This window comes from Maritimibacter sp. (assembly GCF_016774595.1).
Lineage (GTDB): Bacteria > Pseudomonadota > Alphaproteobacteria > Rhodobacterales > Rhodobacteraceae > Maritimibacter > Maritimibacter alkaliphilus.
In genome coordinates this window covers 143434-170316 of the sequence record NZ_JACBWT010000004.1, presented here as the reverse complement: position 1 = coordinate 170316, position 26883 = coordinate 143434, and the positions used below count along the sequence as shown (strand labels likewise).

Annotated in this window: 25 protein-coding genes; 11 read left to right on the top strand and 14 right to left on the bottom strand. The window is 64.8% G+C overall.

The genetic code is table 11. From position 1 onward, the window contains the following. Positions 1-21: 21 nt before the first annotated feature. From HOY44_RS22465 to HOY44_RS22445, 5 genes are read left to right on the top strand one after another with little or no spacing between them, the layout of a single operon-like run. Positions 22-1968 carry a TRAP transporter permease gene (locus HOY44_RS22465; RefSeq protein WP_287437998.1) on the top strand — a complete coding sequence of 649 codons (1947 nt, stop codon included), beginning with the start codon at positions 22-24 and terminating at the stop codon, positions 1966-1968. A gap of 17 nt (positions 1969-1985) precedes the next feature. Then, positions 1986-2681, top strand: coding sequence for a fumarylacetoacetate hydrolase family protein (locus HOY44_RS22460; protein WP_161351806.1), 696 nt, complete (start codon positions 1986-1988; stop codon positions 2679-2681). A gap of 18 nt (positions 2682-2699) precedes the next feature. Continuing rightward, positions 2700-3374 (top strand): maleylacetoacetate isomerase, encoded by a 675-nt coding sequence (gene maiA, locus HOY44_RS22455; RefSeq protein ID WP_287437997.1) that lies wholly within the window; start codon positions 2700-2702, stop codon positions 3372-3374. Continuing rightward, positions 3371-4477 carry a cupin domain-containing protein gene (locus tag HOY44_RS22450; RefSeq protein ID WP_161351808.1) on the top strand — a complete coding sequence of 369 codons (1107 nt, stop codon included), beginning with the start codon at positions 3371-3373 and terminating at the stop codon, positions 4475-4477. The genes maiA and HOY44_RS22450 overlap by 4 nt, the downstream gene beginning before the upstream one ends. Continuing rightward, positions 4470-5000: a DinB family protein gene (locus HOY44_RS22445; protein WP_287437996.1), complete on the top strand. Its 531-nt coding sequence runs from the start codon at positions 4470-4472 to the stop codon at positions 4998-5000. The genes HOY44_RS22450 and HOY44_RS22445 overlap by 8 nt, the downstream gene beginning before the upstream one ends. Positions 5001-5024: 24 nt before the next feature. Here the strand turns inward: HOY44_RS22445 and HOY44_RS22440 are convergent, their stop codons facing one another. From HOY44_RS22440 to HOY44_RS22420, 5 genes are all read right to left on the bottom strand, one after another. Beyond that, a complete protein-coding gene (locus HOY44_RS22440) occupies positions 5025-5405 on the bottom strand; it encodes a YciI family protein (protein ID WP_287437995.1) in 381 nt (126 codons plus the stop codon). Positions 5406-5452: 47 nt separating this feature from the next. Continuing rightward, positions 5453-5824, bottom strand: a complete 372-nt coding sequence (locus HOY44_RS22435) for a hypothetical protein (RefSeq protein ID WP_287437994.1) — start codon at positions 5822-5824, stop codon at positions 5453-5455. 136 nt (positions 5825-5960) lie between these two features. After that, positions 5961-6668: a GntR family transcriptional regulator gene (locus tag HOY44_RS22430; RefSeq protein ID WP_161351812.1), complete on the bottom strand. Its 708-nt coding sequence runs from the start codon at positions 6666-6668 to the stop codon at positions 5961-5963. Positions 6669-6761: 93 nt separating this feature from the next. Then, the gene (locus HOY44_RS22425) at positions 6762-8852 is read right to left on the bottom strand and encodes a molybdopterin cofactor-binding domain-containing protein (protein WP_287437993.1); all 2091 of its coding nucleotides are present in this window, start codon (positions 8850-8852) and stop codon (positions 6762-6764) included. Next, positions 8849-9319, bottom strand: a complete 471-nt coding sequence (locus HOY44_RS22420) for a (2Fe-2S)-binding protein (RefSeq protein ID WP_161351846.1) — start codon at positions 9317-9319, stop codon at positions 8849-8851. Before HOY44_RS22420 ends, HOY44_RS22425 begins: the two co-directional genes overlap by 4 nt. Positions 9320-9587: 268 nt before the next feature. Here HOY44_RS22420 and HOY44_RS22415 point away from each other — a divergent pair, with 268 nt between their 5' ends. From HOY44_RS22415 to HOY44_RS22405, 3 genes are read left to right on the top strand one after another with little or no spacing between them, the layout of a single operon-like run. Beyond that, a complete protein-coding gene (locus HOY44_RS22415) occupies positions 9588-10658 on the top strand; it encodes a C4-dicarboxylate TRAP transporter substrate-binding protein (RefSeq protein ID WP_161351814.1) in 1071 nt (356 codons plus the stop codon). Positions 10659-10662: 4 nt separating this feature from the next. Then, on the top strand, positions 10663-11217 hold the full coding sequence (locus HOY44_RS22410) for a TRAP transporter small permease subunit (RefSeq protein ID WP_287437992.1): 555 nt from the start codon (positions 10663-10665) through the stop codon (positions 11215-11217). Further along, a complete protein-coding gene (locus tag HOY44_RS22405) occupies positions 11214-12545 on the top strand; it encodes a TRAP transporter large permease (RefSeq protein ID WP_287437991.1) in 1332 nt (443 codons plus the stop codon). Before HOY44_RS22410 ends, HOY44_RS22405 begins: the two co-directional genes overlap by 4 nt. A gap of 11 nt (positions 12546-12556) precedes the next feature. On the opposite strand, the gene HOY44_RS22400 is transcribed toward HOY44_RS22405, so the two are convergent. Further along, the gene (locus HOY44_RS22400) at positions 12557-13507 is read right to left on the bottom strand and encodes an ABC transporter substrate-binding protein (protein ID WP_287437990.1); all 951 of its coding nucleotides are present in this window, start codon (positions 13505-13507) and stop codon (positions 12557-12559) included. Between the two features lie 241 nt (positions 13508-13748). Between HOY44_RS22400 and HOY44_RS22395 the strand changes: the two genes are divergently transcribed. The 3 genes from HOY44_RS22395 to HOY44_RS22385 are packed head-to-tail and all read left to right on the top strand — an operon-like array spanning position 13749 to position 16432. Further along, positions 13749-14654 (top strand): NAD(P)-dependent oxidoreductase, encoded by a 906-nt coding sequence (locus tag HOY44_RS22395; RefSeq protein ID WP_287437989.1) that lies wholly within the window; start codon positions 13749-13751, stop codon positions 14652-14654. Continuing rightward, positions 14651-15529: a fumarylacetoacetate hydrolase family protein gene (locus HOY44_RS22390; protein ID WP_287437988.1), complete on the top strand. Its 879-nt coding sequence runs from the start codon at positions 14651-14653 to the stop codon at positions 15527-15529. Before HOY44_RS22395 ends, HOY44_RS22390 begins: the two co-directional genes overlap by 4 nt. An 18-nt stretch (positions 15530-15547) precedes the next feature. Further along, positions 15548-16432 carry a VOC family protein gene (locus tag HOY44_RS22385; protein ID WP_161351820.1) on the top strand — a complete coding sequence of 295 codons (885 nt, stop codon included), beginning with the start codon at positions 15548-15550 and terminating at the stop codon, positions 16430-16432. Between the two features lie 47 nt (positions 16433-16479). On the opposite strand, the gene HOY44_RS22380 is transcribed toward HOY44_RS22385, so the two are convergent. The 8 genes from HOY44_RS22380 to HOY44_RS22345 form a co-directional block, all read right to left on the bottom strand. Beyond that, a complete protein-coding gene (locus tag HOY44_RS22380; RefSeq protein ID WP_287437987.1) occupies positions 16480-18573 on the bottom strand; it encodes an acetate--CoA ligase family protein in 2094 nt (697 codons plus the stop codon). 33 nt (positions 18574-18606) lie between these two features. Next, positions 18607-19473, bottom strand: a complete 867-nt coding sequence (locus HOY44_RS22375; protein ID WP_287437986.1) for a Rossmann-like and DUF2520 domain-containing protein — start codon at positions 19471-19473, stop codon at positions 18607-18609. A gap of 43 nt (positions 19474-19516) precedes the next feature. After that, on the bottom strand, positions 19517-20665 hold the full coding sequence (locus HOY44_RS22370; protein WP_287437985.1) for an alpha-hydroxy acid oxidase: 1149 nt from the start codon (positions 20663-20665) through the stop codon (positions 19517-19519). A gap of 84 nt (positions 20666-20749) precedes the next feature. After that, positions 20750-22492: a CocE/NonD family hydrolase gene (locus HOY44_RS22365; RefSeq protein WP_202530757.1), complete on the bottom strand. Its 1743-nt coding sequence runs from the start codon at positions 22490-22492 to the stop codon at positions 20750-20752. 147 nt (positions 22493-22639) lie between these two features. Then, positions 22640-23119 carry an Lrp/AsnC family transcriptional regulator gene (locus tag HOY44_RS22360; RefSeq protein WP_287437984.1) on the bottom strand — a complete coding sequence of 160 codons (480 nt, stop codon included), beginning with the start codon at positions 23117-23119 and terminating at the stop codon, positions 22640-22642. A gap of 94 nt (positions 23120-23213) precedes the next feature. After that, entirely contained in the window at positions 23214-24596 is a 1383-nt protein-coding gene (gene lpdA / locus HOY44_RS22355) for a dihydrolipoyl dehydrogenase (protein WP_161351825.1), read from the bottom strand. After that, entirely contained in the window at positions 24589-25866 is a 1278-nt protein-coding gene (locus HOY44_RS22350) for a dihydrolipoamide acetyltransferase family protein (RefSeq protein ID WP_287437983.1), read from the bottom strand. The genes lpdA and HOY44_RS22350 overlap by 8 nt, the downstream gene beginning before the upstream one ends. Positions 25867-25869: 3 nt before the next feature. Next, positions 25870-26883, bottom strand: a complete 1014-nt coding sequence (locus tag HOY44_RS22345; protein WP_161351827.1) for an alpha-ketoacid dehydrogenase subunit beta — start codon at positions 26881-26883, stop codon at positions 25870-25872.

Below are 26883 nucleotides of genomic sequence, written 5' to 3'. Positions count from 1 at the left end.
GTCCGTCCGAAAGGAACCGACGTGCGCGAGAACACAGATATCGGAAACGATGCCCCCCGGCCCGGGCCGGTCGTCGGCGCGCTGGCTGGACTGCTGACGCTCGTGGCGGTGGGGCAGGCGGCCGACATCCCGTCGCGTCTGGGCTATTCCTATTACACCGAGCAGTTTCTCGCGCTCGTGCTGGGGCTGAGCCTCGCGCTCGTGTTCCTGATGCCCTGGCGCGCCAAGCATGCTGGGGGAGAGCGGCGCTCGCCCGGTCCGCTCGACTGGGTCCTGTCAGTCTTGGGCTTGGGTCTGTCGCTCTATGTCACCATGGCCTATCCCGGTCTTGTCGGCCGGGCCATGTCGCTGCCGTGGGACGCGCTCATCATCGGGATCGCGCTTTTCGTTCTGGTCCTCGAAGGCCTGCGCCGCACGGTTGGCTGGACGCTGGTGATCGTCGTGCTGGCGATCGTCGGCTACGGGCTGATCGGGCATCTCGTCCCCGGGGCGCTTCAGACCCGCGAGGTCGCGCCGCCGCGCTTGGCGGTCTATCTCGGCTTCGATCCAAACGGGCTACTCGGTCTGACGCTGGGTGTCGCGGCCACCGTGGTCGTCGCTTTCGTCTTTTTCGGCCAACTCCTGCTGCGCTCAGGCGGGGCGGACTTCTTCAATGATATCGCCATGGCCTCGATGGGCCACCGGCGCGGAGGCGCGGCCAAGATCTCGATCGTCGCCTCGGGCCTCTTCGGGTCGATCTCGGGCGTCGTGGTGTCGAACATCGTGGCGACCGGCGTGGTCACGATCCGGCTCATGGTTCAGTCGGGGTTCCGGCGATCGACGGCGGGCGCCGTCGAGGCGACCGCGTCGACCGGGGGGCAGATCGCGCCCCCGGTGATGGGAGCGGTCGCCTTCCTGATGGCGGATATCCTGCAGAGGCCCTACACCGAGATCGTCGTCGCGGCGATCGTGCCGGCGCTGCTGTACTACGTGGCGCTCTTCGTGCAGGCTGATCTTCAGGCCGCCAAGCAGGAGATCAAGCCGCTCGATACCGCCGACATGCCCGCGGTGGGCAGAGTGATGAAGAAGGGCTGGGTCTTCATCCTTCCCTTCGCGGCGATCATCCTCGCGCTCTTCTCGTTCAACCAGCGGGCCGAGACAGCCGCTCTCTGGGGCAGCCTCGGCGCGATCGTGATCGGGCTGGTGGTCGGCTACGGCAAGACGCGCATGAGCTTCCGTGACCTCTGGGGCGCCGCCGTCGAGACCGGGCGCTCGATCACGGAGATCATCATGATCTCGGCCGCTGCGGGGTTCATCATCGGGGTGCTAAACGTGACCGGCCTCGGCTTTGCCGCGACCTTCGCGCTCGTGGACCTCGGGCAGGGGAGCCTATTCCTCCTGCTTTTCATCTCGGCGCTGGTGTGCCTCGTGCTGGGCATGGGCATGCCAACGGTGGGCGTTTATCTCCTGCTCGCCGTGCTTATCGCGCCGTCGCTGGTGGAAACCGGGGTCGAGCCGATCGCCGCGCACCTGTTCATCTTCTATCTCGGCATGATGTCGATGGTGACGCCTCCGATCGGCATCGGCGCCTTCTTCGCGGCGACCATCGCCAACGCGCCGCCCATGAAGACGGCGTGGGAGGCGATGCGCTTCGGATGGACCGCCTACATCGTCCCGTTCCTGTTCGTTTTCTCGCCCGCACTGCTGCTGATCGGCGATCCGCTCGAGATCGTGCTGGCCGTCGGCTCGGCCGTGCTCGGGGTCTATGCCATCTCGGCGGCGTTCGTCGGCTGGATGCGCGGCGTGGTCGGGCTCGCGGCCCGCATCGCCATCGGGCTGGCCGGCGTGCTCCTGATCGTGCCTCCGGGCGTTGGCGGACTGGCCACCCTGTGGCTAAACGGCGCGGGGCTCATACTGCTCTTCGCGATGTGGCTTCTGGCGGCCTCGGGGCGACCGGCCCGGGCCGGCGCGCAAATGACCGATACCTGACAATCGAAGGATAAGACATGACTTACGTAATCGACCCTCCCGCACAGGCCAGCGTGGCCGTCAACGGCTCCGACGACCGCTTTCCGGTGCGCCGGATCTTCTGTGTCGGCCGCAACTATGCCGCCCATGCGCGCGAGATGGGCAAGGATCCCGACCGTGACTTGCCGTTCTTCTTCACCAAGCCGGCCGATGCCGTGCTGGATGACGCGCAGACCATGCCATATCCGCCCGAGACCGAGAACCTGCATTATGAGGCCGAGCTGATCGTGGCCATCGGCAAGGCGGGTGCGAATATCTCCGAGGATGACGCGCTGGACCATGTCTGGGGTTACGCGATCGGCAACGACCTGACGCGCCGCGACCTGCAGCTTCAGGCCCGCGAACAGGGACGTCCATGGGACTGGGGCAAGGCCTTCGACAACTCGGCCGTGATCGGTCCGCTCCATTCGGTCGACAAGGTTGGCCACCTGGAGCGCGGCGCGATCCGCCTCACGGTCAATGGGGAGACGAAGCAGGACAGCGACCTGGCCGCCCTGATCTGGAAGGTGCCGGAAGTCATCTCGATCCTGTCCCATTCCATTGCGCTCGCCCCCGGCGACCTCATCATGACCGGCACGCCCGAAGGCGTGGGCCCGCTTGTCGAAGGGGACGTCTGCAGGGTCGAGATCGAAGGCCTGGGTGCCATCGAGACCAAAATCGGGCCGAAAGTCTGAAATGGAGCGGTGAAAGAGATGGACCTGAAGCTGCACAACTTCTTTCGCTCGTCGACGTCGACCCGCGTAAGGGCGGCGCTGAACATCAAGGGACTGCCCTTCGAATACGTCCCCTACGTCCTTCGGGACGGCGAAACCCGTACGCCGGAGTATCTCGGCCGCAACCGGCAGGGGCTGGTGCCGACGCTCGAACGGGGCGACGGCGTGAACCTTACGCAATCGCTTGCGATCATCGAGTGGCTGGAAGAGGTGCAGCCGGAGCCCGCGCTCCTGCCCAAAGACATCGATGACCGGGCCTGGGTCCGGTCGCTTGCCTACATGGTCGCCTGCGAAATCCACCCGCTGAATAACCTGCGTGTCCTATTCCGTCTGCGCGACCAGTTCGGGGCCGACGAGGAGGCGCAGAAGAAATGGTTCACCCACTGGGTGAGCTTGACCTTCGACGCGTTCGAGGCAGAGCTCGTGGGAGCTGGGCAGTCCGGCACATGCTGCCTCGGCGATACTCCGACGCTGGCCGACATCTGCCTTTACGCGCAGGTCTGGAACAACAAGCGGTTCGGTATCCCGGTGGAGACCTGGCCGGCTATCGAACGGATCTTCAAGCATCTGGACGCGATCCCCGCGTTCGCGGATGCCGCGCCGCCCAAGCAGCCGGACGCGGCCCAAGCACAACCCGACAGGAGGGTCACATGAACGAAGAACTCAACCACGAGAATGTCGCCCACGGCATGCAGCCCGAGGAAAGTCCTGAACTTCGCGAGCTTTACGACAGCTTCGAGAACCTGAGCATCAAGCCTCTCTGGACCCAGCTGGGCGACCTGATGCCGGTGCACCCCAAATCGAAGGCGGTCCCGTACCTGTGGAAATGGGCCGAACTTCTGCCGCTGGCCGAGAAGGCGGGCGAGCTGGTTCCGGTGGGTCGAGGCGGCGAGCGCCGCGCGCTTGGCCTCGCGAATCCCGGGCTCGCGCCACACGCCTATATCTCGCCCACGCTCTGGGCCGCGATCCAGTATCTCGGGCCGCGAGAAACCGCGCCCGAGCATCGCCACTCGCAAAACGCCTTCCGCTTCGTGGTCGAGGGTGACGGGGTCTGGACGGTCGTGAACGGCGACCCGGTGCGCATGTCGCGAGGCGACCTGCTGCTCACCCCAGGCTGGCATTTCCACGGACACCACAACGACACCGACCACCCGATGGCGTGGATCGATGGGCTCGACATTCCCTTCAGCCAGCAGATGGACGTTGGCTTCTTCGAATTCGGCTCGGACCGCGTGACGGATTATGCGACCCCCAACCACTCGCGCGGTGAGCGTCTGTGGTGCCATCCCGGCCTGCGGCCCCTGTCGCAGTTGCAGGACACCGTGTCCTCACCCATCGGGGCTTATCGCTGGGAGTACACCGACCGGGCGCTGACAGAGCAGCTTCTGCTCGAGGATGAGGGGCATCCGGCCACGTTCGGACCAGGCCATGCCGCGATCCGCTACACCAACCCCACGACGGGCGGCGACGTGATGTCGACGATACGCTGCGAGTTCCACCGCCTGCGCGCAGGCACCGAGACTCCGGTGACGCAGGAGGTCGGCTCGTCCGTGTTCCAGGTGTTCGACGGCGAGGGCAGTGTCGTGCTCGACGGCGAAACCCGGAAACTTTCCAAGGGCGACATGTTCGTCGTGCCGTCGTGGATCACCTGGTCGTTGCAGGCCGAGACCCAGTTCGAGCTTTTCCGGTTCTCGGACGCGCCGATCATGGAACGGTTGAACTTCATGCGCACCAAGGTTTCGGGCGCGGATGACTGATGACGACGCCCGCGCGGCGCTCCGGGCCCGACAGGGCGCCGGGGCCCGCTACGACGCCGAGACCGCGCCCTCCGGGGACCTGCTCGTCGCGCGGCGCGCCACGGCGGACTTCGCGCGCTGTCTGAACCGGTTGTCGGATGCTGAGCTGACGAAAGCCCGGCACCGCGTGATTGCCGAAGTCAGCCTTCAGGCCCGCGCCATGGCGCTCGCGGTCAAGGCCTTGCGCGCCCCGCTGACCGAAGAGGAGGAGGAATGGCGCCCTGATGTCGGGATGACGGTGACGTTGCCGGCCCATGCGCTGCGCTACCTGTTCGACCACTCGCAGATCCACCTCAACGTGGAGTGGCGCGACCTCGATGCGGCGGCGTGGGACGAGCGTGTCCACTTTCCCGGCTGGATCGATGCCGTTGGCCGGGTCACTCCGTCGATCCGGGCGCGGACGCTTTGGACGGCTGCGCAGAGCCTCGACACCGGGGTTCGGATTGCGGACCTTCCACCCGACATGCAACGGGATTTGCCCTGACCCTTCAGGGCGCACGCATTGCCGTCAGTCGAATGAGGCGCTCTTGTTCGACAGCGAGACGCTGATGTTCAGCCGCCCCTCGTTCACAACCCATTTGTGGACCTTCGGGGTGCGCAGACCGGAGACGACGAAGGGGTCGCGCGCCGCGATGCGCTCGGCCTCTTCGAAAGACTTCGCGCGCAGGATTGTCACACCCTCGAAGGTCATTGTCCCGTCGCGGTCGTAGAGCGGTCCGGACAGGAAGAGGACGCCCGATTTCTCGAGCTCGATCATGTATAGCAGGTGATCCTTGAGGACAGGGCCGAGCTCCGACGGCTCCGCGGCCAGCTTGTTTTCGACGAGATAGAATTCCTGCGCCATCATCCGACCCAGGAGATCCTCGACTGTGTCTTCGGGTTCGCTCATGCCCGCTCTTCCTTATTGGCGTTCGATCCGGCGCGGCCCGTTCCGGCCTAGAGGTCGAGGAGTGAGCGACGCAGCATCAGTCGCGCGATCCGTCCATCCGCGTCGATGCTCGCGGCCGCCACGAACGGGCTCGGCGCGGCACCGGCCATTTTGAGGTATCCCATGATGACTTCACGCGATCCGTCGCGCGTGCTCATCGTGACGTGGTGCCCGGCCTTTTTCCTCAGAGCGGCCTTGGCGCGTGCCTCCAGAAAACCTGCGAAATCGTCCTTGTTGCCCTCGTTGGTCTTGTCGGGAAGACTGATTTCCCACTGAAAATCGTCCGACAGGCGCGCGAGAAGCGCCGAGCGACCTTCCTGAGAGGCGAGGCTTTCGTCCAGTCCGCTGTAAAAGGAGGCAAGCGGGCTTTCGATGTTCATGGTTTCTCCATTCGGTCGCAATTCGCGCAGATGAAACGGCTCGCGCATAATTTCTAACAAACAGCGTAACTTGGAAATTTTCCGGGTCAAGTACAGGTTTGGCGTCTCCGGCGATGGTGTCGCGGCGTTCAAGGTCTCACTGCTGCTGGCGAAGCGCCTCGAGCGCCATTTCCTTCGTCACGTCGTAGTGCACGCGCAGGGCCTCGAGCGAAGCCTCCACGTCACGGTCGAGCACCGCATCCACGATCCTCTGGTGCTCCTTCGCCGGGTCGCGCGGGTTGGATTGCTCCGCGGTCTTGACCGCTCGCAAGATCCGGAACCGTTCGGCCTGATCGAACAGAAGGTCGGCAAGGTACATCTGCCACTCGGATTTGCTGGCCGAGAGGAGGGCCATGTGAAACGCCTTGTGATTGGCGGTCCAGACTTCGGCGTCCGGACCCTGCGACGTCGGGAACGGTGCGCGCGACAGGGCGTGGTAGGTGCCCACGACCCGGGTTTCCCAGGCGACGTCGCCGATTTCGATCGACCGTGCAAGGGCTGCGCCCTCGATCACGAGCCGCGTTTCCATGATGTCCACGACGTCATAGGCCCCGATGGGCGCGACGCGAAAGCCGCGCTGGCCCGAAGAGGTGACGAGTCTTTCGCTGGCCAGCCGAGACAGGGCCTCGCGGAGAGGGCTGATCCCGCAATCGTACGTTTTTCGCAGAGAGTCCGAGCGCAGGGCCGCACCGGGGGCGAGAACACCCCAGATGATGTCTGATCGCAACCTGCGATACACGGACTCTGCAATCGTCTTCGGCGGCGGTAAGCCCTCGGCAGCGACATGACCGGAGACACTTTTCATTCGATTTTCCTCAAAGCCAAGGTTTGGCGCTGACGCTTCGGACCTTTGGAGCTTACATCCGAAGTCCGGGCGATGGCACGATATCGTATCATGTCATGTCTCCAAAAGAGCACTTATGACCTTTTCCCGCGATAAGGGAAGGCTGCGGACAGGCCCTCCTAACGCATCCGCGACCGCGTTCGCTATGGCAGCTGTTGCTGGGCCCACGGCTACCTCGCCGGCACCGAGCGGCACGGGGTCGGGAGATGCGACGACCTCCAGCTCGATCTCGGGAAGATTGGTGAACCTCAGGATGGGATAGTCCTCCCAGCTTTGCGGCAGGGTTTCGTCGGCGGTGAGGCCGACTTCCTCGTACAATGCCCAGCTCATCGACTGGACGATTCCGCCCTCGATCTGGTTGCGCACCCCGTCCATGTTCACGACGCGCCCGGCGTCGGCGCAGCACCACAGTTTTTCGATCCGAACGTCGTGGTCGATGCTGATCTTCGCGACCATCGCGACATAGGCGGCGCGGTTCTTGTACCGGCTGTAGGCGATGCCCCATCCGGTGCCGTCGCCGCCTTCGGGCCGGTCGGCCCAGCCGGATCGTTCGGCGACGCGGCGCAGGACAGCGCTTGCCCGCTCTTCGCCCTCGAGAAGCGAGAGCCGGTAGTCAAGGGGATCCTCGTTCGCCCGCCGGGCCAGTTCGTCGATGAAGGATTCGATCGCGAACACGTTCAGGTGCGTGCCCAGCCCGCGCATTGCAGATGTCCTGAGGCCCGGTTGATCGACAAGCTTCAGGGCCGCGGCCTGGTTTGGAATGCCGTAGGGCGAGATCGCGTTGCGCAGGCCGCCGAGCCCATGCATCTCGGGCAGTTCAATGGGCGGCGACAGCGTTTCGATCTCATCGCGTAGCAGTTCGGCGAGCAGGGTGCCGCTAGGCGCCGTGCCGGGGCGCCGGGCGTGGGTGCCGCTTGCGATCTGGAGAGTCATCCAGTCCGGCCGGCCCGCTTCGTTCAGGCCCGCGCTGATTTCGACTTCGCCCGCGGTGGACAAGGGGGCGTGCGCGAATTCCTCGGCACGGGTCCACATCACCCGGATTGTCCGGCCGGGGAAATGCCGGGCGATCAGCGCGGCGTCGGCGGCCACGTCGTCTGCCCCGTTGTGGCCATAGCACCCGGCGCCCGCCGCATGGCGAACCTCGACGCGCTCCGGGCCGAGGTCCATCATGACCGCGATCGCGTCACGCAGCTGGTAGGGGCCCTGGCTCTGGCTCGTGACGGTCAAGTGGCCGTCCTCGCTCCAATGGGCGAGGGCGGTCACGCATCCGATAGAGCCGTGCATGAGATAGGGCCGCTCATAACGCGCGGTGACAGTTCCGGTGTCCGGGCTCGACTCGGCGGCCTCGCCGATCTCGATCGTCTCGCCCGGCAGGACGGCCAGCGCATCGGGCCGGAGTATCCCCGAGGTGAGCTCCGTCCCCCCGGTCCATTTCAGGCGTGGGATCATCCGTTGGGCCCGCCGGGTCAGGCGTAGCGGATCGTCATCGACGACCGCCACGAAACTGCCCTCGATCACCAGCGATGCGCGATCGTCTTCGGACAGCGCGTCGGTCATCAGCCGGGCGCCGAGGTGTGGGGGACGCAGCACCCGGGCGTGGAGCATATCGGGCGTGCGGATGTCCTGGATCATGCCGCCGCCACGTAGCTTCCGGGCGAGGTCGATGCGGGGCAGCGATGCCGGTTGGCGGTTGGCGCGGTGCGGCTGAGCGGGCTCGGCCACTTCGAAGTCCAGCCCGATATCTTCCGCGAGCGACCACAGCGTGTGATCCGTTTGTTCCCCGTCGCAGTGGAACGCGCCATCGGACAGCGTCACGTCACCGGGTGAGGCCCCCATGGAGGCGGCGACGCGGTCACGCATGACGGATATGCAGGTACCGCAGGCGGCTTCTATGGCGGTCCCTGCATGCGGGATGCTGAGGCTCCCGGCCGTGTACCCCTCGTTCGGTGTCGCGCCGGTGATGCCGGAAACGATCTCGATCCGTTCAGCGGGCAGGGCGAGGGTTTCGGATGCGATCTGGACGAGTGCGGTCAGAACGCCTTGGCCCAATTCGACCTTGCCGGTGCGGATCGTGACGGTCCCGGGTGTGGACAGGTCGATCCAGTCGCCGACCATTTTCGCAGACATGAGCGACGGTGAAATCATGGCTGGGCCACCGACAGGATCGCATCGACAATCCGTGGATGTGCGCCGCAGCGGCAAAGGTGCGGGTCGAGCGCTTCGAGAATGTCGGACCTTTCCGGCGACGGCGTGCGATCCAGGAGTGCCTTCGCCGACATGATGATTCCCGGCAGGCAGAAGGCGCATTGCGCTGCCTGATGCTCGAGCAGAGCGGCGATGAGCGGGTCGTCTTCACCAAGCCCCTCGACCGTCCGGATCTCGCTTCCGTCGAGCGAATCGACCAGGCGGGTACAGGCGAAAACAGGGGAGTCGTCGACCAGGACCATGCACGCTCCGCATTGTTCCTGACCGCATCCGAACCGCGTTCCCATCAGGCCGAGCCGCTCGCGCAGAACCTCGAGCAGAGTCGCATCGGTCGGGACTGTCACTGTCTCCGCGCGACCGTTGACCGTCAGGGTGAGGTTACAGGTTTCATCCAGAATACTTGGCATTACATCCTTCCCTTGGACCGGTCCGCCCGAGGGGCAGCCGACACTTTTCAATTTTTCCATCATTCTACAAAAATGAACAGAATGTCCAGATATTGGAAGTTGTGATAAATTTTCCAAAATATCTTGCTCACGAAACGCGACCCTCATACTGTGTCGTTAATGACCGGCTCCGGGAGGGCTGGCACCAATGTTCAGGCAAACGCTTGTGATTGACCCACGTGGGCCCGGGAACGCCGCGGTCGGAATGGGTCGCTAAGGGAGGAAAGACATGCGTATTACACATCTCATCGGCGCGGCTGCCGTCGTCACCGGCGCCACTTTCACGCCTGCGATGTCGGACACGTTCCGGCTGACCGTGGCAGGGGGGCAGGCGCCGCAGGCGCTTCCGTCGCTCGCTGCCGTTCAGGAGTTCTTCATTCCGGAGGTTCAGCGTCGTCTCGAAGAATCGGGGACCGGTCACGAAATCAGATTCCAGGAGGCTTATGCCGGGTCGCTTCTGAAGGCCGGCAGCGTGCTGCAGGGCGTCGCGGACGGGATCGCCGACATCGGCTACGTGCCGTCGATCTTCCATCCCGACAAGCTTCCGCTCGAACAGCTGAGTTTCGTCACCCCGTTCTGCACAACCGACGTGGCGGCCGTGACCGACGCGATGGAAAAGCTCTACGAAGACATTCCGGCGATGGCCGAGCAATACGACAAGTTCAACCAGGTGCGGCTGGCCGGAACCGGCGTCGATTCCTACGAACTGATCAGCAGCAAGCCCGTCCGGACCTTTGAAGACATGCGTGGCATGAAGATCGGCACCGCCGGGGCCGCAACCGCATGGATGAAGGGCGTCGACGTCGTGCCGGTGCAGTCCAACATGATGGAATACTACAACTCGACCCAGAGCGGCGTGTACGACGCGTTCATCATCATGCCGTCGACCATGCCGGGGATGAACTACGCCGAGGTCGCCCCTTACGTGACCGAGCTGAACTACGGCGCGATGTACGCTGCCGTTCTCACCATGAACAAAGACTCGCTCGCCGAGTTGCCCGAAGAAGTCCAGAAGATCATCCTGGAGGTCGGAAAGGAATACGGTAAGGTCGCCGACCAAGCCTATGAAACCGCTGGTGAAAAGGCGTTCGAGATCGTGGGCCAGATGGAGGGGACCGAGCGCATCGATTACCCCGCCGAAGAACGCACGGCATGGGCAAACGACATGGACAACCTCGCCAAGGAATGGGCCGCCGCGCAGGAGGCCGCCGGTCTTCCGGGGCGGGAGGTGCTCGAGGGCTACATGAACGCGCTGCGCGAGGCCGGCGTCACCTGCGAGCGCGACTGGGACAAAGAGTGATCTGATGGAGCCGGCCCGTTTCTTTCACCGCCCTGTGCGCTGGCTCCACTTTGTCACCATGGCTCTGAACCTGGTGGCGACCGTCTGGATCCTGCTCCTGCTGATCATGATCAATCTCGACGTGTTCAGCCTGAACGTCGTCGGTCGCCCCATCGTCGGTGTAAAAGAGGCGGTCGGCGTCTCGATCGCGGGGATCGTATTTTTGCAACTTGCAGAGACCCTGCGGTCGGGGCGCCACATTCGCTCGGACATGTTCCTCGTGCGGATGAAGATGACCCGCCCGCGGGTCGGACAGAGCCTCGAGGCGATCTACAGCCTGACCGGGGCCGTGCTCATGGGCTTCATCGTCTGGTACGCGATCCCGATCCTCACGACGGCCTACAATGGCTCCTACTATGTCGGCACACCCGGTGTTTTCACCATCCCGACATGGCCAGTGCTCTCGCTCGTGGTGCTCGGTGCGGTCATGACGCATCTTCAGTTCATCGTGCAATCCGTGACCGCGGTCGCAAAGGCCCTGTCGGCGCAACCCGAAACCGGGAAAGTTGAAAAATCATGATCTTGGAAACCTGGATCGGGATCGGCTGTATCCTCGGCTGTCTCGTGCTGGTTCAGTCCGGCATGCATATTGCGGTCGCACTGATGCTGTTGTCTCTGTTCGGTGTCAGCATGGTCATCGGCATCGAACCGGCCGGCCGTATGCTGGCGGCGTCCTCGGTCTCGTCGATTTCGAGCTACCTGTTCGGTGTCATTCCACTCTTCGTACTCATGGGGTTGGTGGTCTCGGTGACAAGTCTCGGAAGAGACCTGTTCGACGCCTCCGGTAACCTGATGAAGCGTGTGCGCGGCGGGCTCGGGATGTCCACGGTAATCGCGAATGCGGTGTTCGCGGCCTGCACGGGAACCTCGATCGCCTCGGCCTCGGTCTTCACGCGGATCGCGGTGCCCGAGCTCGAGCGGCTGGGATACACGACCCGGTTCTCCGTCGGTGTGGTCGCCGGAAGTTCGATCCTCGGAATGCTCATTCCACCGAGCCTGCTCTTCATCATTTTCGGGGTAATCGCGAACGTGTCGATCGGGGAGCTGTTCATCGCGGCGATCCTCCCCGGCGCGCTGATGGCGGTCGCCTTCTGCGTCACCATCTTCCTGTTGTCGGTCTTCGCCCCTGGCTTCGTCCATGCCGACGGGGCGCCAACGGCGGCTGAGTCGCAGGCCGCGACCCGATCGGCCATGGCCGGCATCTGGATCGCGATCAAGCCGCTGATCCCTGTGGGCGCGCTCGTCTTTGTCGTGCTGGGGGGAATCTATGGCGGGTTCTTCACGCCCACCGAGGCGGGGGCCGTCGGCGCGCTCGCTGCGATCGTCATTGGCCTTCTCAGGCGCGAACTCACGCTCAGGAATATCTGGGATGTCGTGCTCGAGACCGGGCGCGTCACCGCTTCGATCATCTTCCTGCTCATGGCGGCGCAGATCTATTCGCAGATGCTGACGCTGACCGGGCTGCCCATGACGCTGAACGACTGGATGACCGCGAGCGGGATCGGTGCGGTCGGCTTCGTGATCCTCTATCTCCTGCTGCTGATCCTGCTGGGTACTTTCCTCGATTCAATGTCGATCCTGCTGATCGTGGTGCCCTTTGCGCTGGTCTTCGCCAACCAGTTCGGGCTGGACCTTTTGTGGTTCGGCGTGCTGTCGGTGATCGCCGTCGAAATCGGTCTGCTCACGCCGCCGCTCGGGCTGTCATGCTTCGTGGTCAAGGCGACGCTGAACCGCGAGGACGTGACGATCCGCGACATCTTCATCGGGTCGTTCCCGTTCTTCCTCACCATGCTCTCCGTTCTGGCGCTGGTGGCGCTGGTGCCGCAGATCGCCCTTATCGCGCTGTGAGGGCGGGGCTGTCAGGCCCCGCCGCTCGCGGCATGATACCGGGTATCCAGATGGTCCGCGACTTGCCCCAGCCGGGCGTCAGGCGCGCCATAGGCACGGCGCAATTCGAGCGCCACGCGTGCGCCGTCCATGTTGATCGCGCCGTCGCTGTAAAAGCCGGTCGTGGGGTCGAGGAGAACCTCGTAGGAGATCGCCGCGACGTCCGGGTCCATCTGCGGCACTTCTTCCAGAAGCAACCCGATCGCGGCCTCCCGGTTGGCCGGATCGAACAGCCACGCGACGGCCTGCCGCCACGCCCGGATATACCCCGTCACGGCCGCCTCGTTCTTCGCGGCCCAATCGCGGCGAACCGTGGCCACCACACCCTGGTAGCTGCCGAGCGCCTCGAGGCCACTTCCGAGATGGACGAAACCCTGTTTCGTGGCGGCCGCGTCGAACGGGGAGACCAGAAGCGTGGCGTCGAATTCGCGGTTCATCAATGCGCCAAAGCGCGCCATCACGCCGCCGGATCCCACGAAGTCGACATCCTCGCGGCCCACGCCCGCCTGCTCCAGCATCCGGAGCAGCACGAAGGCATAGCCGGTGGTCAGGGCATCGACGCCCACGCGCCGACCGGCCAGCCCGGCGATGCTTTCCGTCCCGGGCACGCCCACGAGGTTCAGGAAACCCGAATCGGCGCCCATGACCGCGATGAGGTCGGCGACGTTGCGTGTCGGTGCCTCGCCCTGACCGGCGTTGTAGGCATACACATTGTCTATAGCCGTCATAGCGAGGTCGTATTCCCCGTCGATCAAGCCGGCCATCTGGTGCTTGGAATCGGTGGTCGGTTCCAGCGTGACCTCAATGCCCTGCGCAGCAAAGAATCCCAGCCGCCGTGCCGCGAAGATCGGCCAATTGAACCCGCCGGGAAAGACGATGGCGCGGATCACGGGGGGCTCGCCGGCCTTTTGTGCAAAAGTCATGATGGTGTCTCCTTTCACGCGTGGGGGCTGTTCCGGTTCACAGGCGCGAGGCGCCGACGATGTGTCCGGTCCGTGCCGAACATGCTTGACGTTTTCCGATAAGTCCATGATTTTGGAACAGAGGGAAATATTTGGAAATTGTGCGGTTTGCGATCGGACGCCACTGCGTGCGGCGCGACGGCCCCGGCGGGGCCTTTCGCGTAATCCGAACGGGCAAGGCCCAATTGAGGGAGGAAAAGATATGACGGCAATCGGACTCATCGGTCTGGGCAACATGGGTATGCCCATGGCGAAGATCCTGATCGATGCCGGCTACGATGTCCTGGGCTATCGGCGCGGCGATGCGTCGGACTTCGAGGCGCTGGGCGGCCGGGCGATGACCTCGCCGCGCGCCGTGGCCGAAGAGACCGACATCATCGTGTGTTGCATTCCCAGCGACGCGGCTCTGGAGGAGATCGTCAGCGGGCCGGAAGGGATCGCGAGCGCGGATTGCACCGGCAAGATCCTGGCGGAGCTGTCGACGCTGACGCCCGAGGTCAAGGCGGCGCAGGCGGCGGCCATGTCGGGGCAGGGCGGTCTCATGCTCGACGGCGCGATCAGCGGCCTGTCCCCGATGGTGGTTGCGCGCACGGCCGTCTACATGCTGAGCGGTGAGGAAGCGGCCTATGAAAAGCTGCGTCCGGTCTTCGATGCGCTGACCGGGAAGCACTTCTACATGGGCGACTTCGGCGCGGCGATGAAGACCAAGCTCTGCGCCAACATGCTGGTCGCAGCGAACATCGCCTCCACGGCGGAAACGCTGGCGTTCGGCGCGCTGATGGGGCTCGACCAAGAGAAGCTTGTCGAGGCGCTCCGCGACGGCGCCGGCGGATCGATCCAATTCATGGCCCGCGCGGGGCGCATGGCACGAGGGGAGTGGGATAACGTCCTCGCTTCGACAGCGTTGCTCGCCAAGGACATTCGCATGATTGAGAAAACTGGCACCGAGCTTGGTGCGCCGATGCCGATCCTCAAGAATGTGCGGCCCTTCTATGAGACCGCGATCGAGGACGGATACGGCGATGTCGATGTCGCCGCGGTCTATGCCGCGTTCGCCAAGGCTGCGGGGCTGCCGATTGCAGAGCCAAAAGGAAAGAAGAAATCATGAGTGAATACAAGCTTGGCATGGGGCACGTGGATGGCGTGCACACGCCGCTCGTCCTTGTCGGCAAGGACATCTATCGTCTGTCGGATATCCTGAAAGGGCAGGCCCCGGCGACGCTGGAGGAGGTTTTCGCGAACTGGAAGGCGATGGACCAGACAATCGGGACCAGCGTGGTGTCGCCGGATGCCTCGCCGTTGCAGGCCGACGCCGTGACGTTCCTAACCCCGCTGTCCAACCCGCGCAAGGTGGTCTGCATCGGGACGAACTACCACGACCATGTCGAGGAGATGAAAGTCACGTCGCTGCCCGACTTCCCCTATGCGTTCCTGCGTCCGCAGACTTGTCTCGCCGCCCATGGCGAAGAAGTGGCGCTGCCGACCGGCGCGAAGATGAACGACTGGGAGGCCGAACTGGGCATCGTCATCGGACAGGCATATGGCCCCGGCGACACGCGCGACCCGATGGAAGCGGTGGCGGGTTACACGGTCATCAATGACGTCTCCGCGCGCGACTGGATCGCCAGCCGTCCCTTCGTCGGTATCGACTGGGTGATGCAGAAGGCCTGGGACGGGTTCCAGCCGACGGGTCCCTGGATCACGCCCGCGCGCTTCGTCGAAGATCCCGACAACCTCGACATCGAGCTGACGGTCAACGGGGCCGTCAAACAGAAGTCGAACACGGGCAACATGATCTTCGGCGTCGCTCCTATCCTGCGCCACCTGGCCGGGATCATGACGCTCGAGCCGGGCGACATCATCGCCACGGGCACACCGGCCGGCGTCGGCTATGGTCAGCATCCGCAGGAATTCCTCGCATCCGGTGATACCGTCAAGGTGACGGTCGCCGGTCTGGGGACATTGGAAAACAGGTTTGTCTAATCAAAGGGTGAGACGGAGATGATAAAGGTCAACCGCATCGTATACACGGCGTTCGAGACGCCGGACTTGGAAGCGCAGGTCGAACATTACACTAAGATCATGGGGCTCACGCTCGTCGAACAGGATGGCGACGCGGCCTACCTGTCGGCCGGTGGCGACCACCACACGGTAGCCTTGCGCAAGGGGGGCGAGGCGCGCTGCGATGCCGTCGGGTTCCAGCTTCCGCCGGGTACCGATCTGGACGCGTATGAAAAGCAGGTGCAGGCGCACGGCATCAAGACCGAGCGCCGCACCGACGCACAGCCGGACATCAAGGACGCGCTGATCTTTTCCGACAACAACGGCACCAATGTCGAAGCCTTCGTCGAGGCGGAGCCGGCCGGCGTCGGGTTCCAGCCCTCGGGCATTTCGCCCAACAAGCTCGGGCACGTGGCGTTCAACTGCACCGACACGCAATCGACGGTGAAGTTCTATTGCGACGTTCTGGGTTTCACGGTCAGCGACTGGATGGGCGATTTCTTTGCCTTCCTGCGCTGCGGGCCGGATCATCACACGATCAACCTCGTGGACGGGGCCAAGTCGAAGATGCACCACATCGCGTTCGAGCTGCGCGACTGGACCCATATCCGCGATGCCTGCGACTGGCTCGCGCAGGACCGCATCCCTCTCGTCTGGGGGCCGGTGCGCCACGGGATCGGGCACAACATCTCGACCTACCATCGCAACGCGGATGGCCAGATCATCGAGCTGTTCTGCGAACTCGACCGCGTGAACGAGGAGCTCGGCACCTATGAGCCGCGCCGCACGCACCAGGAATTCCCGCAGAAGGGCAAGACTTGGGAAGATATCCAGCTCGCTGCGAACATGTGGGGCAGCCCGCCGCCTGAAGGCTTCCTCGACTGAGGCAGGCAAAAAGAACCGCGGCCCGAGGGGCCGCGGTTTTTTTTCTTTCAGTCTTCAATCACGACGAGCGCGTCGAGCGCGACCGCGCCCGCTTCGTTCACGCGCAGTGGATTGATCTCGATCTCGGCAATCTCGGGGTGCTCGGCGAGGATGCGCCCCACGGCCATCGCGGCTGCCGAGACCGCGCTGCGATCGGCCCGGGGAAGACCCCGGAAGCCGTCGAGCAGCGCCTTGCCACGAAGCCCCTCGAGCATGTTGTCCACGTCCATGTCCGACAGGGGGGCGATGCCTACTGCGCTGTCCGACACGGCCTCGGCGAGGATGCCGCCCAGTCCCAGCACCACGCAAGGACCCCATGACGGATCGCGAATACCTCCGATGATGAGCTCGATGCCGTCGGGGGCCATCTCCTCGATGAGTACGCGTTCCGGTGTGGCTGTCGGGATGGCCGCGATCCGGTTCAGCGCGGCCGCGAGGTCCGCGTCGGTCGCGACGTCGAGGACAACACCGCCCGCCTCGGTCTTGTGCGCGATGTCCGCCGCAGCAATCTTGACGACCACGGGCTTGGACAGCTCTGCGAAGGCAGCCTCGGCCTCGGCACGGGTTTCGCACAGGCGGCTCTGAGGGGCCGCGATGCCGTAGTCGCGCAGCAATTCCTTGGCTCGAGCTTCGTCGAAGGCTCCGGTCAACGGAGCGGCGGGGGGCTCCGGCTGGGCGCTACCGCGTTCGGACAGCAACCATTGGTGCCGGGCGTCACGGGCCAGCACAATGCCGCCAAGGGCGAGCCGATCGGGGCCCAGCACCATCGGGATGCCTGCCTCTTCGAGGCCGGCGCGCGTGACCGCCACGTCCTCGTCCGGGCCGAGCGTGCCGAAGACGACCGTCTTGCCTGTGTCAGTGTATGCGGGCGTCAGCGCCTCGGATGGGTTCAGGACTGATGGCTCGCTGATCCCGAAGACCAGCACCGCGTCGACGCCCGGATCTGCGGCCGCGGCCTTCACGATTTCGGGAAAGCCCGGGCCGGGGCGCCCCGTATCGACCGGGTTCTTCACGAAGGTCATCGGAGGTAGCCGGCCCTGGATATCGTCCACCGTGGCGGGGGCGAGTTCCGGAACCCCGACACCGGCGGTCTTGAGCGCGTCTGTGATCAGGAGGCCGGGCCCGGCCTGGCCTGTGATCAGCGCCAACCCCGTCGCGGGTCGGGCGGGCAGGCGACGATGCGCCAGCACCGATACAGCCTGCGCTAGATCGTCCAGCGTATCGACCACGACCGCGCCGCCCTGTGTGAGCGCGGCCACTGGCCGATCGCGCGACCCCATCAGGTTGCCGGTATGCGACACGGCGAACTCCCCGATATCCGAGCGGCCCGCGACAACGGCCACAACCGGCTTGCGCGGGGTGACGCGGCACAGCGCCTCGTACAGGGCGCGTCCTTCGGTAACGCCCTCGAGGTGCAGCGCGATGGCCTTGGTGTCGGGGTCGTCGGCGAGAAGGTCGAGCATGTCGGCTGTACCGATGTCCACGGCATTTCCCAGCCCCGCGGCGATCGACACACCCTCGCCGAGCGTGTCGAGCATGTAGCCGATGCTCAGGTTCACGCCGCCGGACTGCGCGACAACGGCGATGTGTCCGGCCCCGATCGTATCGACACCAGGCACGAAACTCGCAATGCACCGGGTCGAGGGTTTGACGAAGCCGGATGTGTTGGGTCCCAGCAACCGCATGCCGGTGCGTCGGCAGATTTCGCCCAGCTCTTCCTGAAGACGTGCGCCGTCTTCGCCGCTTTCGCCGAAGCCGCCAGAGACGATGAAGACACCGCCGACGCCACTTTCGGCTGCGTCAGCCGCTGCTGCGACGCAGGCTTTCGCGGGGATCGCGAGGACGGCGAGGTCGACGGGTTTTGGCAGATCTGCGAAGCTCGGGTAACAAGGCACCCCCCGGATGTCGGTTTCGCGCGGGTGCACGCCGACCAGCGTGCCGGGGAACCGCGAAAGGGTTGACAGGGCCTGTGACCCTGCCTTCGCCGGATCGGACGAAGCACCGACCACAGCGATCGAGCGCGGGTTGAACAGTCGACCGAGGTTCTGATGCCGCGTTTCTGTAGAGGCGCGTCGGGCGGAGTCTCCGGTGTCTGCGCTCATGGCGATGATCCTTCTTGTTTGTCGCACCGGGGCTCAGGACCCCAGCACATCTTTCAGACGAGCAACGCTTTCGGGAGAGGCCGCGCCCTTGGCTTCGGACAGGTCGAGAGCTTCGCGGCCGAGCGCCTTGTAGAGCGCCGCACGGTCCGGGAAATTCTTCTCGAGTGCCGCGATCTGACGTTCGACGACGCCCACGTCGCCACGCGAGACGGGACCGGTCACGGTCTTCTCCGGTCCGTGCGTCAGGGCATTGGACACGGTGGCGTGCATGATCGGGTCGAGGATTTCCGCTGCCACGTCGCGGTCCACCCCCGCGACCTCGTAGAGGTCAAAGGCAATCTTGATGATTCCGAAGAGGTAGGCGCTCGCGTAGACGCTGGCCGTGTGGTAGAGCAGTTTGTGCTCTTCACGGATGCGAAAGCATCGAGCACCGATCTTTTCGAACAGCGCCAACAGCGCATCGAGCGCCTCTGGATCGCCCTCCGCGCCGCAATACGTGCCGGGGAAACTGGCCGCGTCACGGATCGGATCGGTGAAGGTCTTGACCGGGTGAACGCTCGCCACGTGGTATGGGCGGGGGCTGTCGTGGCGCAGGACGGAGGACGGCGTCGCGCCGCTGCAATGCAGAAGGACCGCTCCCTCGGCCAGCCGTCCCGATCCGGCAAGGCGTGCCGCCGCGTCGGCGATCAGGTCGTCAGGCGTGGTGATGAGAACGAGATCGGTTTCGGGCAGATCCTCGATCCGCTCGACCGGTGTGGCCCCGAACAAGTCGGCCGCCCGCTTGGTCGAGCCCGCGCTGCGGCTGGTCACGCCGGTCACGTCGATCCCGTTTTGCGTGAAAAGGCTGGCCAGGGTGCGTCCGACGTTGCCGGCCCCGACCAATGACATGGTCCGTATCATAGCGTCCTCTCCCCCAGGGATTGCACCCGGTGTCGCTCCCGGATCAGGCCGGGGCGCGCGACACGATGCTGTCGTCCACGCGGGCCAGCTCGGGCTGGCCGATCATTGCGAGCGTATGGTCGATCTCGCCCCTCAGAATGTCGAGTGCACATTTCACGCCCGGCTCGCCCGCGGCGGCGAGAGCGAGCAGGGTGGCGCGCCCGATCATCACCGCATCGGCGCCGAGCGCCATCGCCGTCACCACGTCCGACCCGCGCCGGACGCCGCCGTCCACGATTACCGTCATGCGGTCGCCGACCGCCTCGACAATGGTGGGCAAGGCATCGAGCGTCGCGGGTGCGGCATCGAAGACGTTCCCGCCATGGTTCGACACGATGATCGCGTCGGCCCCGGCATCGGCGGCGCGCCGGGCGTCTTCCGGCGTCAGGATGCCTTTGAGTATGAGCTTGCGCGGCCAGGCCGACCGCAGCTCGTCCAGGTGGCTCCAGTTGAAGCCCGGAAATTTCAGGAACCTCTCGTTCCCCTGGTCGTCGCGCGCTGTCGCGAAATTCGGAAAGCCGGGAATGCCGCCGCGCATGAGATAGGGCAGAACGGTCGTAGTCAGCCAGCCCGGGTGCGACAGAAGGTCGAACGCGTTGCGCCGGTTCAGGCCATAGGGAATGGTCAGCCCGTTCTTCAGGTCCCGTTCGCGGGCGTGGCCGAAATTGCTGTCGACCGTAAGCACGAGCGCCTCGTATCCGGCCGTTTCCGCTCGCCTCACCACCTCATAGGACCGCGGGAGATCGGGGCTGACGTAAAGCTGGAACCAGCAGTCTCCACCGCCGTCGCGCGCGACCTCCTCAAGGGGTGTGGACGAGGCTGAGGACAGGGTGAAGGGGATGCCGGTCGCAGCCGCCTGACGGGCGAGCGCGACTTCGCCCTTGTAGCGCACCATGCCGGCCGGGCCGGTCGGCGCGATGATGAGCGGCAGGTCGCGGCGCTTGCCGAACAGGTCGATGCCGATGTCCCGTGTCGATATGTCGACGAGGACACGTTGTTTCAGGATGTAGCGCTGGAAAGCCGAGCGGTTGCGCCGGAATGTCACGTCGTCGAACACCGCGCCCGCCGCGAAATCGAACATCATGCGGGGCAGGTATCGCCGTGCTCCGGCGACGAAATCGTCAATGCAGAAATAGCTGTCGGTGCTTCTCATGCTCGGTTTATTCGCAGGTTGGATCGGGATTTGCCATCGTGATGGCAGGGTCGACAGACCCTGAAGGACCTGCCGACGTCATTCTCACTTGGCCGGAATGACCGGGAGCATCACGTGCGGTGCATTTTCGCCGTCATGCCCGGTGTGCAGCGTCACGGTCTTGCCGAAGACCTCCGGCGGGCGGTCACGGCCACTCTGGTGCGTGAGGAACCCGACGCCGTTGTTGGAGATGCGGGGCATCACGCCCTTTGGCATCAGCTTGACCGCCGGCGAGGAATAGTCCTTGCCCTGGATGCTGAGCGCGATGCGGTAGCCCTTCGGAACCTCGATGGCGGTCGGCCAGACCTCAACGTCGAGATCGACGGGATCGCCCGGCGTCAGCTTCTGGATCTCATCGTGGCTGTGGAACGGGCGCCATGGCAGCGACTTCTCCTCGTCGAGCTTGCGGTGTGACGCACGTAGCCAGCCATGCGTGAGGGGCGTGGCCGCATCGGCTGCACCGATGAAGTTGCATTCCTTCATGTCCGGACCGAACAGGCGCAGAACGAGGAAGAGGTCGGCATCCTCGGTTTCCGAAGACACCGTCACCTTCGCCACGCTGGGTCCCGTGATCTCCGTGGTCTCCTCGAACGGATCTGACAGGAAGGTCACGCCGTCCCCGAAGCCCTCGTAGCTGACCGTTGCCTCTCCGGTCGGGGGCGTGGTGCTCAGGCGCATGTTCTCGGCGTCGATGTAGAACTTGGTCCAATCCGTCCGTGCCAGCGGCCATTCCTGCTCGTCACGCTGGAACAGAGTGTCGTCGGGCTTTCGCACCTGCAGGTAGACGCGTGGGTGGTTCTTCCACGCTTCCTTGTCGCCCTTCAGGTAGCAGTCGAAGAACGCCTTCTGCATCTCGAAGCCATAGTCCGTGAAGAAGTGGGTCCAGTGCTCGCCGCCGTGGATTTCGAGGTACTTCTCCTCGGACGCGGCGTTCGCAAACGCTTCGATATTACCGCGTTGGTGGAGCGCCTGGCCGCCGATGTTGGTCGCCGAGACGAAGGGGACGGTCACCTTGCTCCAGTCAGGGTTGCGCGCGGTGTAGTACTCGTCCTCGGTCTCGCGCTCGATGAATTCCTTGTAGATGTTGCGGTAGTTCGCGTGCAGCTCCTCGGGCGACAGGGTTTCGGGCCCCGACACGAGATCGCCCGTCACCTTGCTGCGCAGTCCACGTTTGCCCATGCCATGCTGGAGGTTCTCGACCTGCGCGAGCAGGTTGTCCCAGAACGTCGTCAGGATGCCGCCGTGGCGGGCGAGCTCGCGGTAGAAATCGGACGCGCCTTCGAAGGCGAACATGGCCTTGAGGCTCGGCGGCTGAAGGGCGGCGACCTGCCACTGCGTGCTGGCGTAGTACGATACGCCGCTAATCCCGACATCACCGGTGCACCAGTCCTGCGCCCCGACCCATTCGATGCAGTCGTGGAAATCCTGTGCCTGTCGCGGCGAGAACATGTCGAGCACGCCGGGCGAGCGGCCGGAGCCACGGCTGTCCACGCGCACGCAGATATAGCCCTCGCGGGTCCAACGCTCGGGATCGGGGAGCTCCCAGGCCATGTACTTGTTCGATGAATGCGACGCGACCTCGGGGTAGGCCTCGGTTAGCGAGTCCCACACCACCTTGAAATGCGCGTCATAGAACGCGAGCCCCTTGCCATAGGGCCCGTACGAAATCAGCACCGGGTACTTGCCGGCTTTCTCGGGGCGATAGATATCGGCACGCAGCACGATCCCGTCGTCCATTTCGATCGGCACGTCCCAATCGATCATCATACCATCACGAACTTGCGTCATACGCTCCTCCCAACGTTCGGAAATACCTGCCCGAAGCCGTGCTCCGGACCTGTCCATGTTGCAGGCTAGCGAGATGAAGGGAGGGCGATAATAAACTTGGTCTATAGGTGCTATAACGATTTCGCGTTATGGCGCTGGCCGCGTGCGTCAACCGGCCTGGAGGCTTGGGTCGTACTGGCGTTCCTTGAGCGAGCGCAGCACGAAGCTGGACCGCGAATGGCGTATACCCGGCACGCGGTAGAGCTTCGATCGCAGGAATTCCTCGTAGGCGCGCGTACCGCTCACGGCGACCTTGATGAGGTAGTCGTACTCCCCTGTGGTCAACATGACCTCGAGCACTTCGGGCATCTCCTGCATCGCGCGGCCAAAGCTTTCGAGCACTTCGTCGTCGTGGCGGTCGAGGATGACCTCGATCATCACGATCTCGGAGCTGCCAAGTTTGGCGCGGTCCACGATCGCCCGGTAGCCCGAGATCACACCCTCTTCCTCGAGCCGCCGGACGCGCTGCCAGCATGGGCTGGGCGACAGGCCCACGGCCTGCGCGAGATTCGCGTTCGAGATGCGGCCGTCCTCGGACAGAATGGCGAGGATACGGCTGTCGAGGCGGTCGAGCGGACGGCTGGTCATTTCTTCTCCGGCATCAACAAATCCGAAGATATTCTACTTTGAAATCAGGTCCGAGAGAAAGTCTGTTTCGGAATCTGGCTGATGGCCATCCACATCAGCGATGGTTTGGGAAGGAAGCCAGTCCGAGAGCGCTTTCCTGGAATGCTTCGCTCAGGGTGGGGTGCGGATGGATCGTCGCGGCGACGTCTTCGACCCTCAATCCGGCCTCGATCGCGATGGCGAAGCCCGCGGCCAGCTCCGACACGCCGGGTCCCGTCGCCTGGACGCCCAAGACCACGTGGTCCTCGCGCCGGGCGATCACGCGTACGAAGCCCTCGGCGTCCTCGAGCGATAGGGCGCGCCCATTGGCCCGGAACGAAAACTCCGAGTTCTCCACCGCTCCTTCCGGTTCGTCCGGAAGCAGTCCAACGCTCACGATCTCGGGGTCGGTGAAGCACACGGCTGGGACACAGGACTTGTCCCATGCCGCCGGATGCCCTGCAACGATATCCGCGACCACCTCCGCCTGCGCGGTGGCGCGGTGGGCCAGCATGGGCCCCGCTGTAACGTCCCCGATCGCATAGACCCCGCGCATGGATGTGCGGCATTCGTCGTCGATCCGGATGAATGCCCCGGTCATACGTAGCTGAAGCTCCTCGAGCCCGAGGCCATCCGTGTTTGCGGTGCGCCCGACGGTGACGAGCACGTTGTCGACTTCAAGCGCACTCTTGCCCCGTGCGCCTTCGAGATCGAGCGTGCCGCCGCCCTCGTCCCAGCCGGTCACGCGGGTATCGGTCATCAGGGTGACGCCGAGCGCGCCCAGCCGTTTCACAACAGAACTGGTGAGCCTCCGGTCGTATTGCGGCAGCAGGGCATCCGCGGCCTCGATCAAGGTCACTTGCGCGCCCAGTTTGGCGAAGGCGGTGCCGAGTTCGAGGCCGATGTATCCTGCGCCGATCACGGCGATCCGATCTGGTACGTCGTTGAGTGCGAGCGCGGCGGTACTGTCGAGCACTTTGCCGCCGGTTGGAAGTCCGGGCAGCTCGACCGGCCGGGACCCGGTGGCGATGACCACGTGATCCGCGCGCACCAGCGTCGTTCCGGTCTCGCCCGTCACCTCGACGGTCTTTCCGTCGCGAAACCGGGCCACACCCTGCATGGTCTTGACCCCATGCTGTTCCATCATCCCGGTCACACCCGAGCGGAGCTTTCCCGTCACCTCGTCCATCCATCTGCGCGTTTTTGCGAAATCGAGCACAGGGTCGGCCACCGACACACCGCAGGTGCCGCCCTCTGCCTGCGACAATGCGGTGGCGTATTTGCCCGCCGCGTGGATCAGCGCCTTCGACGGGATGCACCCGACGTTCAGGCAGGTACCCCCCAGACGGTCCTTTTCGACAAGCAAGGTATCGACGCCCAGCCGTGCCGCACGCGCCGCGCAGACATATCCGCCGGGGCCGCCGCCGATGACGAGCAGGCTGGTATTCACTTCATTCATCGCGGTACTCCATGAACAGCATTGCGGGCACTTCGAGTAGGGATTTGAGTTTGGCCACGAACTCCGCCGCAACCCAGCCGTCGACCACGCGGTGATCGAAGCTGCATGACAGGTTCATCATGCGGCGGGGCACGAATTTGCCACCGTTCCAAACCGGGCGCACCGACATCTTGTTGATGCCGACGATTGCGACCTCGGGCCGGTTGATGATCGGTGTCGTCGCGATGGCGCCGAGGGGGCCGAGCGACGTGATCGACAGGGTCGAACCCGTGAGCTCCTTCGGGCCTGCGCGCCGTGCTCGGGCGGCATCGGAAAGGCGGCGCAGTTCGGCCGCGGTCTCCCACAGCGACAAGGCTTCGGCATGTTCGATCACGGGGACCATGAGCCCCTGGTAGGTCTGGGTCGCGATGCCAGCATGCAGTGCCTCGTACCGGGTGACGATCCCCGCCTCGTCGTCGAAATGCGCGTTGATCTCGGGGTGGTCGAGGATCGCCTCCGACACGGCGCGGATGATGAACGGGAGCAGCGTGAGCTTGCCCCGGTCAGCGCCGAAGCGGTCATTGAGCCGACCGCGCAGCTCTTCCAGCGCCTCGACTTCCACCTCTTCGATGATCGAGAAATGCGGGATGTGGCGCTTGGCGTCGGCCATTCGCTCCGCGATTGCGCGACGTACGCCTGTGACGGGGATCTCGGTCGTGGCGGTGCGTGGTTCCGGGCCGGTGCCCTGCATGGCGGCGCCATGCGCGATGAAATCCTCGAGGTCCGAGTGAAGGATGCGCCCCGCGGGCCCCGTGCCGCGCACGCGCCTGAGGTCGACCCCGGCCTCCCGGGCGCGCCCGCGCACCGATGGGGCGGCAAGCGGATTGCCGGTCGCGTCCCGTGCGCCAAGCATCGAGGGCGCTGTGGACTGGGGGGCTCGTGACGGAGCCGGTTGGGGGGCGGGAGGGCTTTCCACCGGCTCCGGCGAGTGCACAGCGTCCGGCTCCTCCGGTGCCTTCGCCTCGCGGCCCACGTCATCCGCCGCCGCGTCGTCCGTGTCGATGCGGATCAGGTCGCCGCCGATCGCCATCGTTTCGCCGGGTTCACCGCCCAGCCACGTGACGCGGCCGCCAGCCGAGGCGGGGATCTCGACCGTCGCCTTGTCGGTCGTCACCTCGCAGATCAGGTCGTCTTCCTGCACAATGTCCCCGACCTTGACGAGCCAGTCGGCGATCTCGGCCTCGGCAATCCCCTCGCCGATGTCGGGGAGCTTGAACGTCCTTTCGGCCATATCTCAGTCCTCCATCACCGTTTCGATGGCACGGCGCACCCGGTCGGGGCCGGGGAAGTAATCCCATTCCTGCGCGTGTGGGTATGGCGTGTCCCAGCCGGCGACGCGAAGCACGGGCGCCTCGAGGTGGTAGAAGCATTCGGCCTGTACCTGTGCGGCAAGCTCCGCCCCGAAACCAGAGGTTAGCGTCGCCTCGTGCAGGACCACGCAGCGCCCCGTTTTGTTGACGGAGGCGACGATGGCGTCCAGGTCCAGCGGCAGAAGGGTGCGCAGGTCGATGACCTCGACATCCACGCCCGCCTCTTCCACGGCGGCGAGCGCGACGTGCACCATGGTGCCGTACGTGAGAAGTGTCGCCTGCGTGCCTTCGCGCATTACCCGGGCCTTGCCGAGCGGGGTAATGCAATGCCCGTTCCCAACTTCGCCATCCGGGTGTTTCGACCAGGGCACCGAGGGGCGGTCGTGATGGCCGTCGTAGGGACCGTTGTAGAGGCGTTTGGGTTCGAGGAAGATCACCGGATCGGGCTCGGCGATGGCCGCGAGTAACAGGCCCTTGGCGTCGGCCGGGTTCGAAGGCACCACGGTCTTGAGCCCCGCAACGTGGGTGAACAGCGCTTCGGGAGACTGGCTGTGCGTCTGCGCGCCATAGATACCGCCGCCGGTGGGCATGCGTACGACCATGGGGCAGGTGAACTCGCCCGCAGAGCGATAGCGCAGGCGTGCCGCCTCGCTCACGATCTGGTCGTAGCCGGGATACATGTAGTCCGCGAACTGGATTTCGACCACGGGTTTGAGGCCATAGGCGGCCATGCCGACCGCCGTGCCGACGATCCCCAACTCGCTGATCGGCGTGTCGAAGCACCGGTCCACGCCGAACCGTTGCTGAAGCCCGGCGGTGCAGCGGAACACGCCACCGAAGAACCCGACATCCTCGCCCATTACGATCACGTCGTCATCGGCCTCCATGGCGACGGCGTGGGCGTCGCGGATTGCCTCGATCATCGTCATACGCGTCAT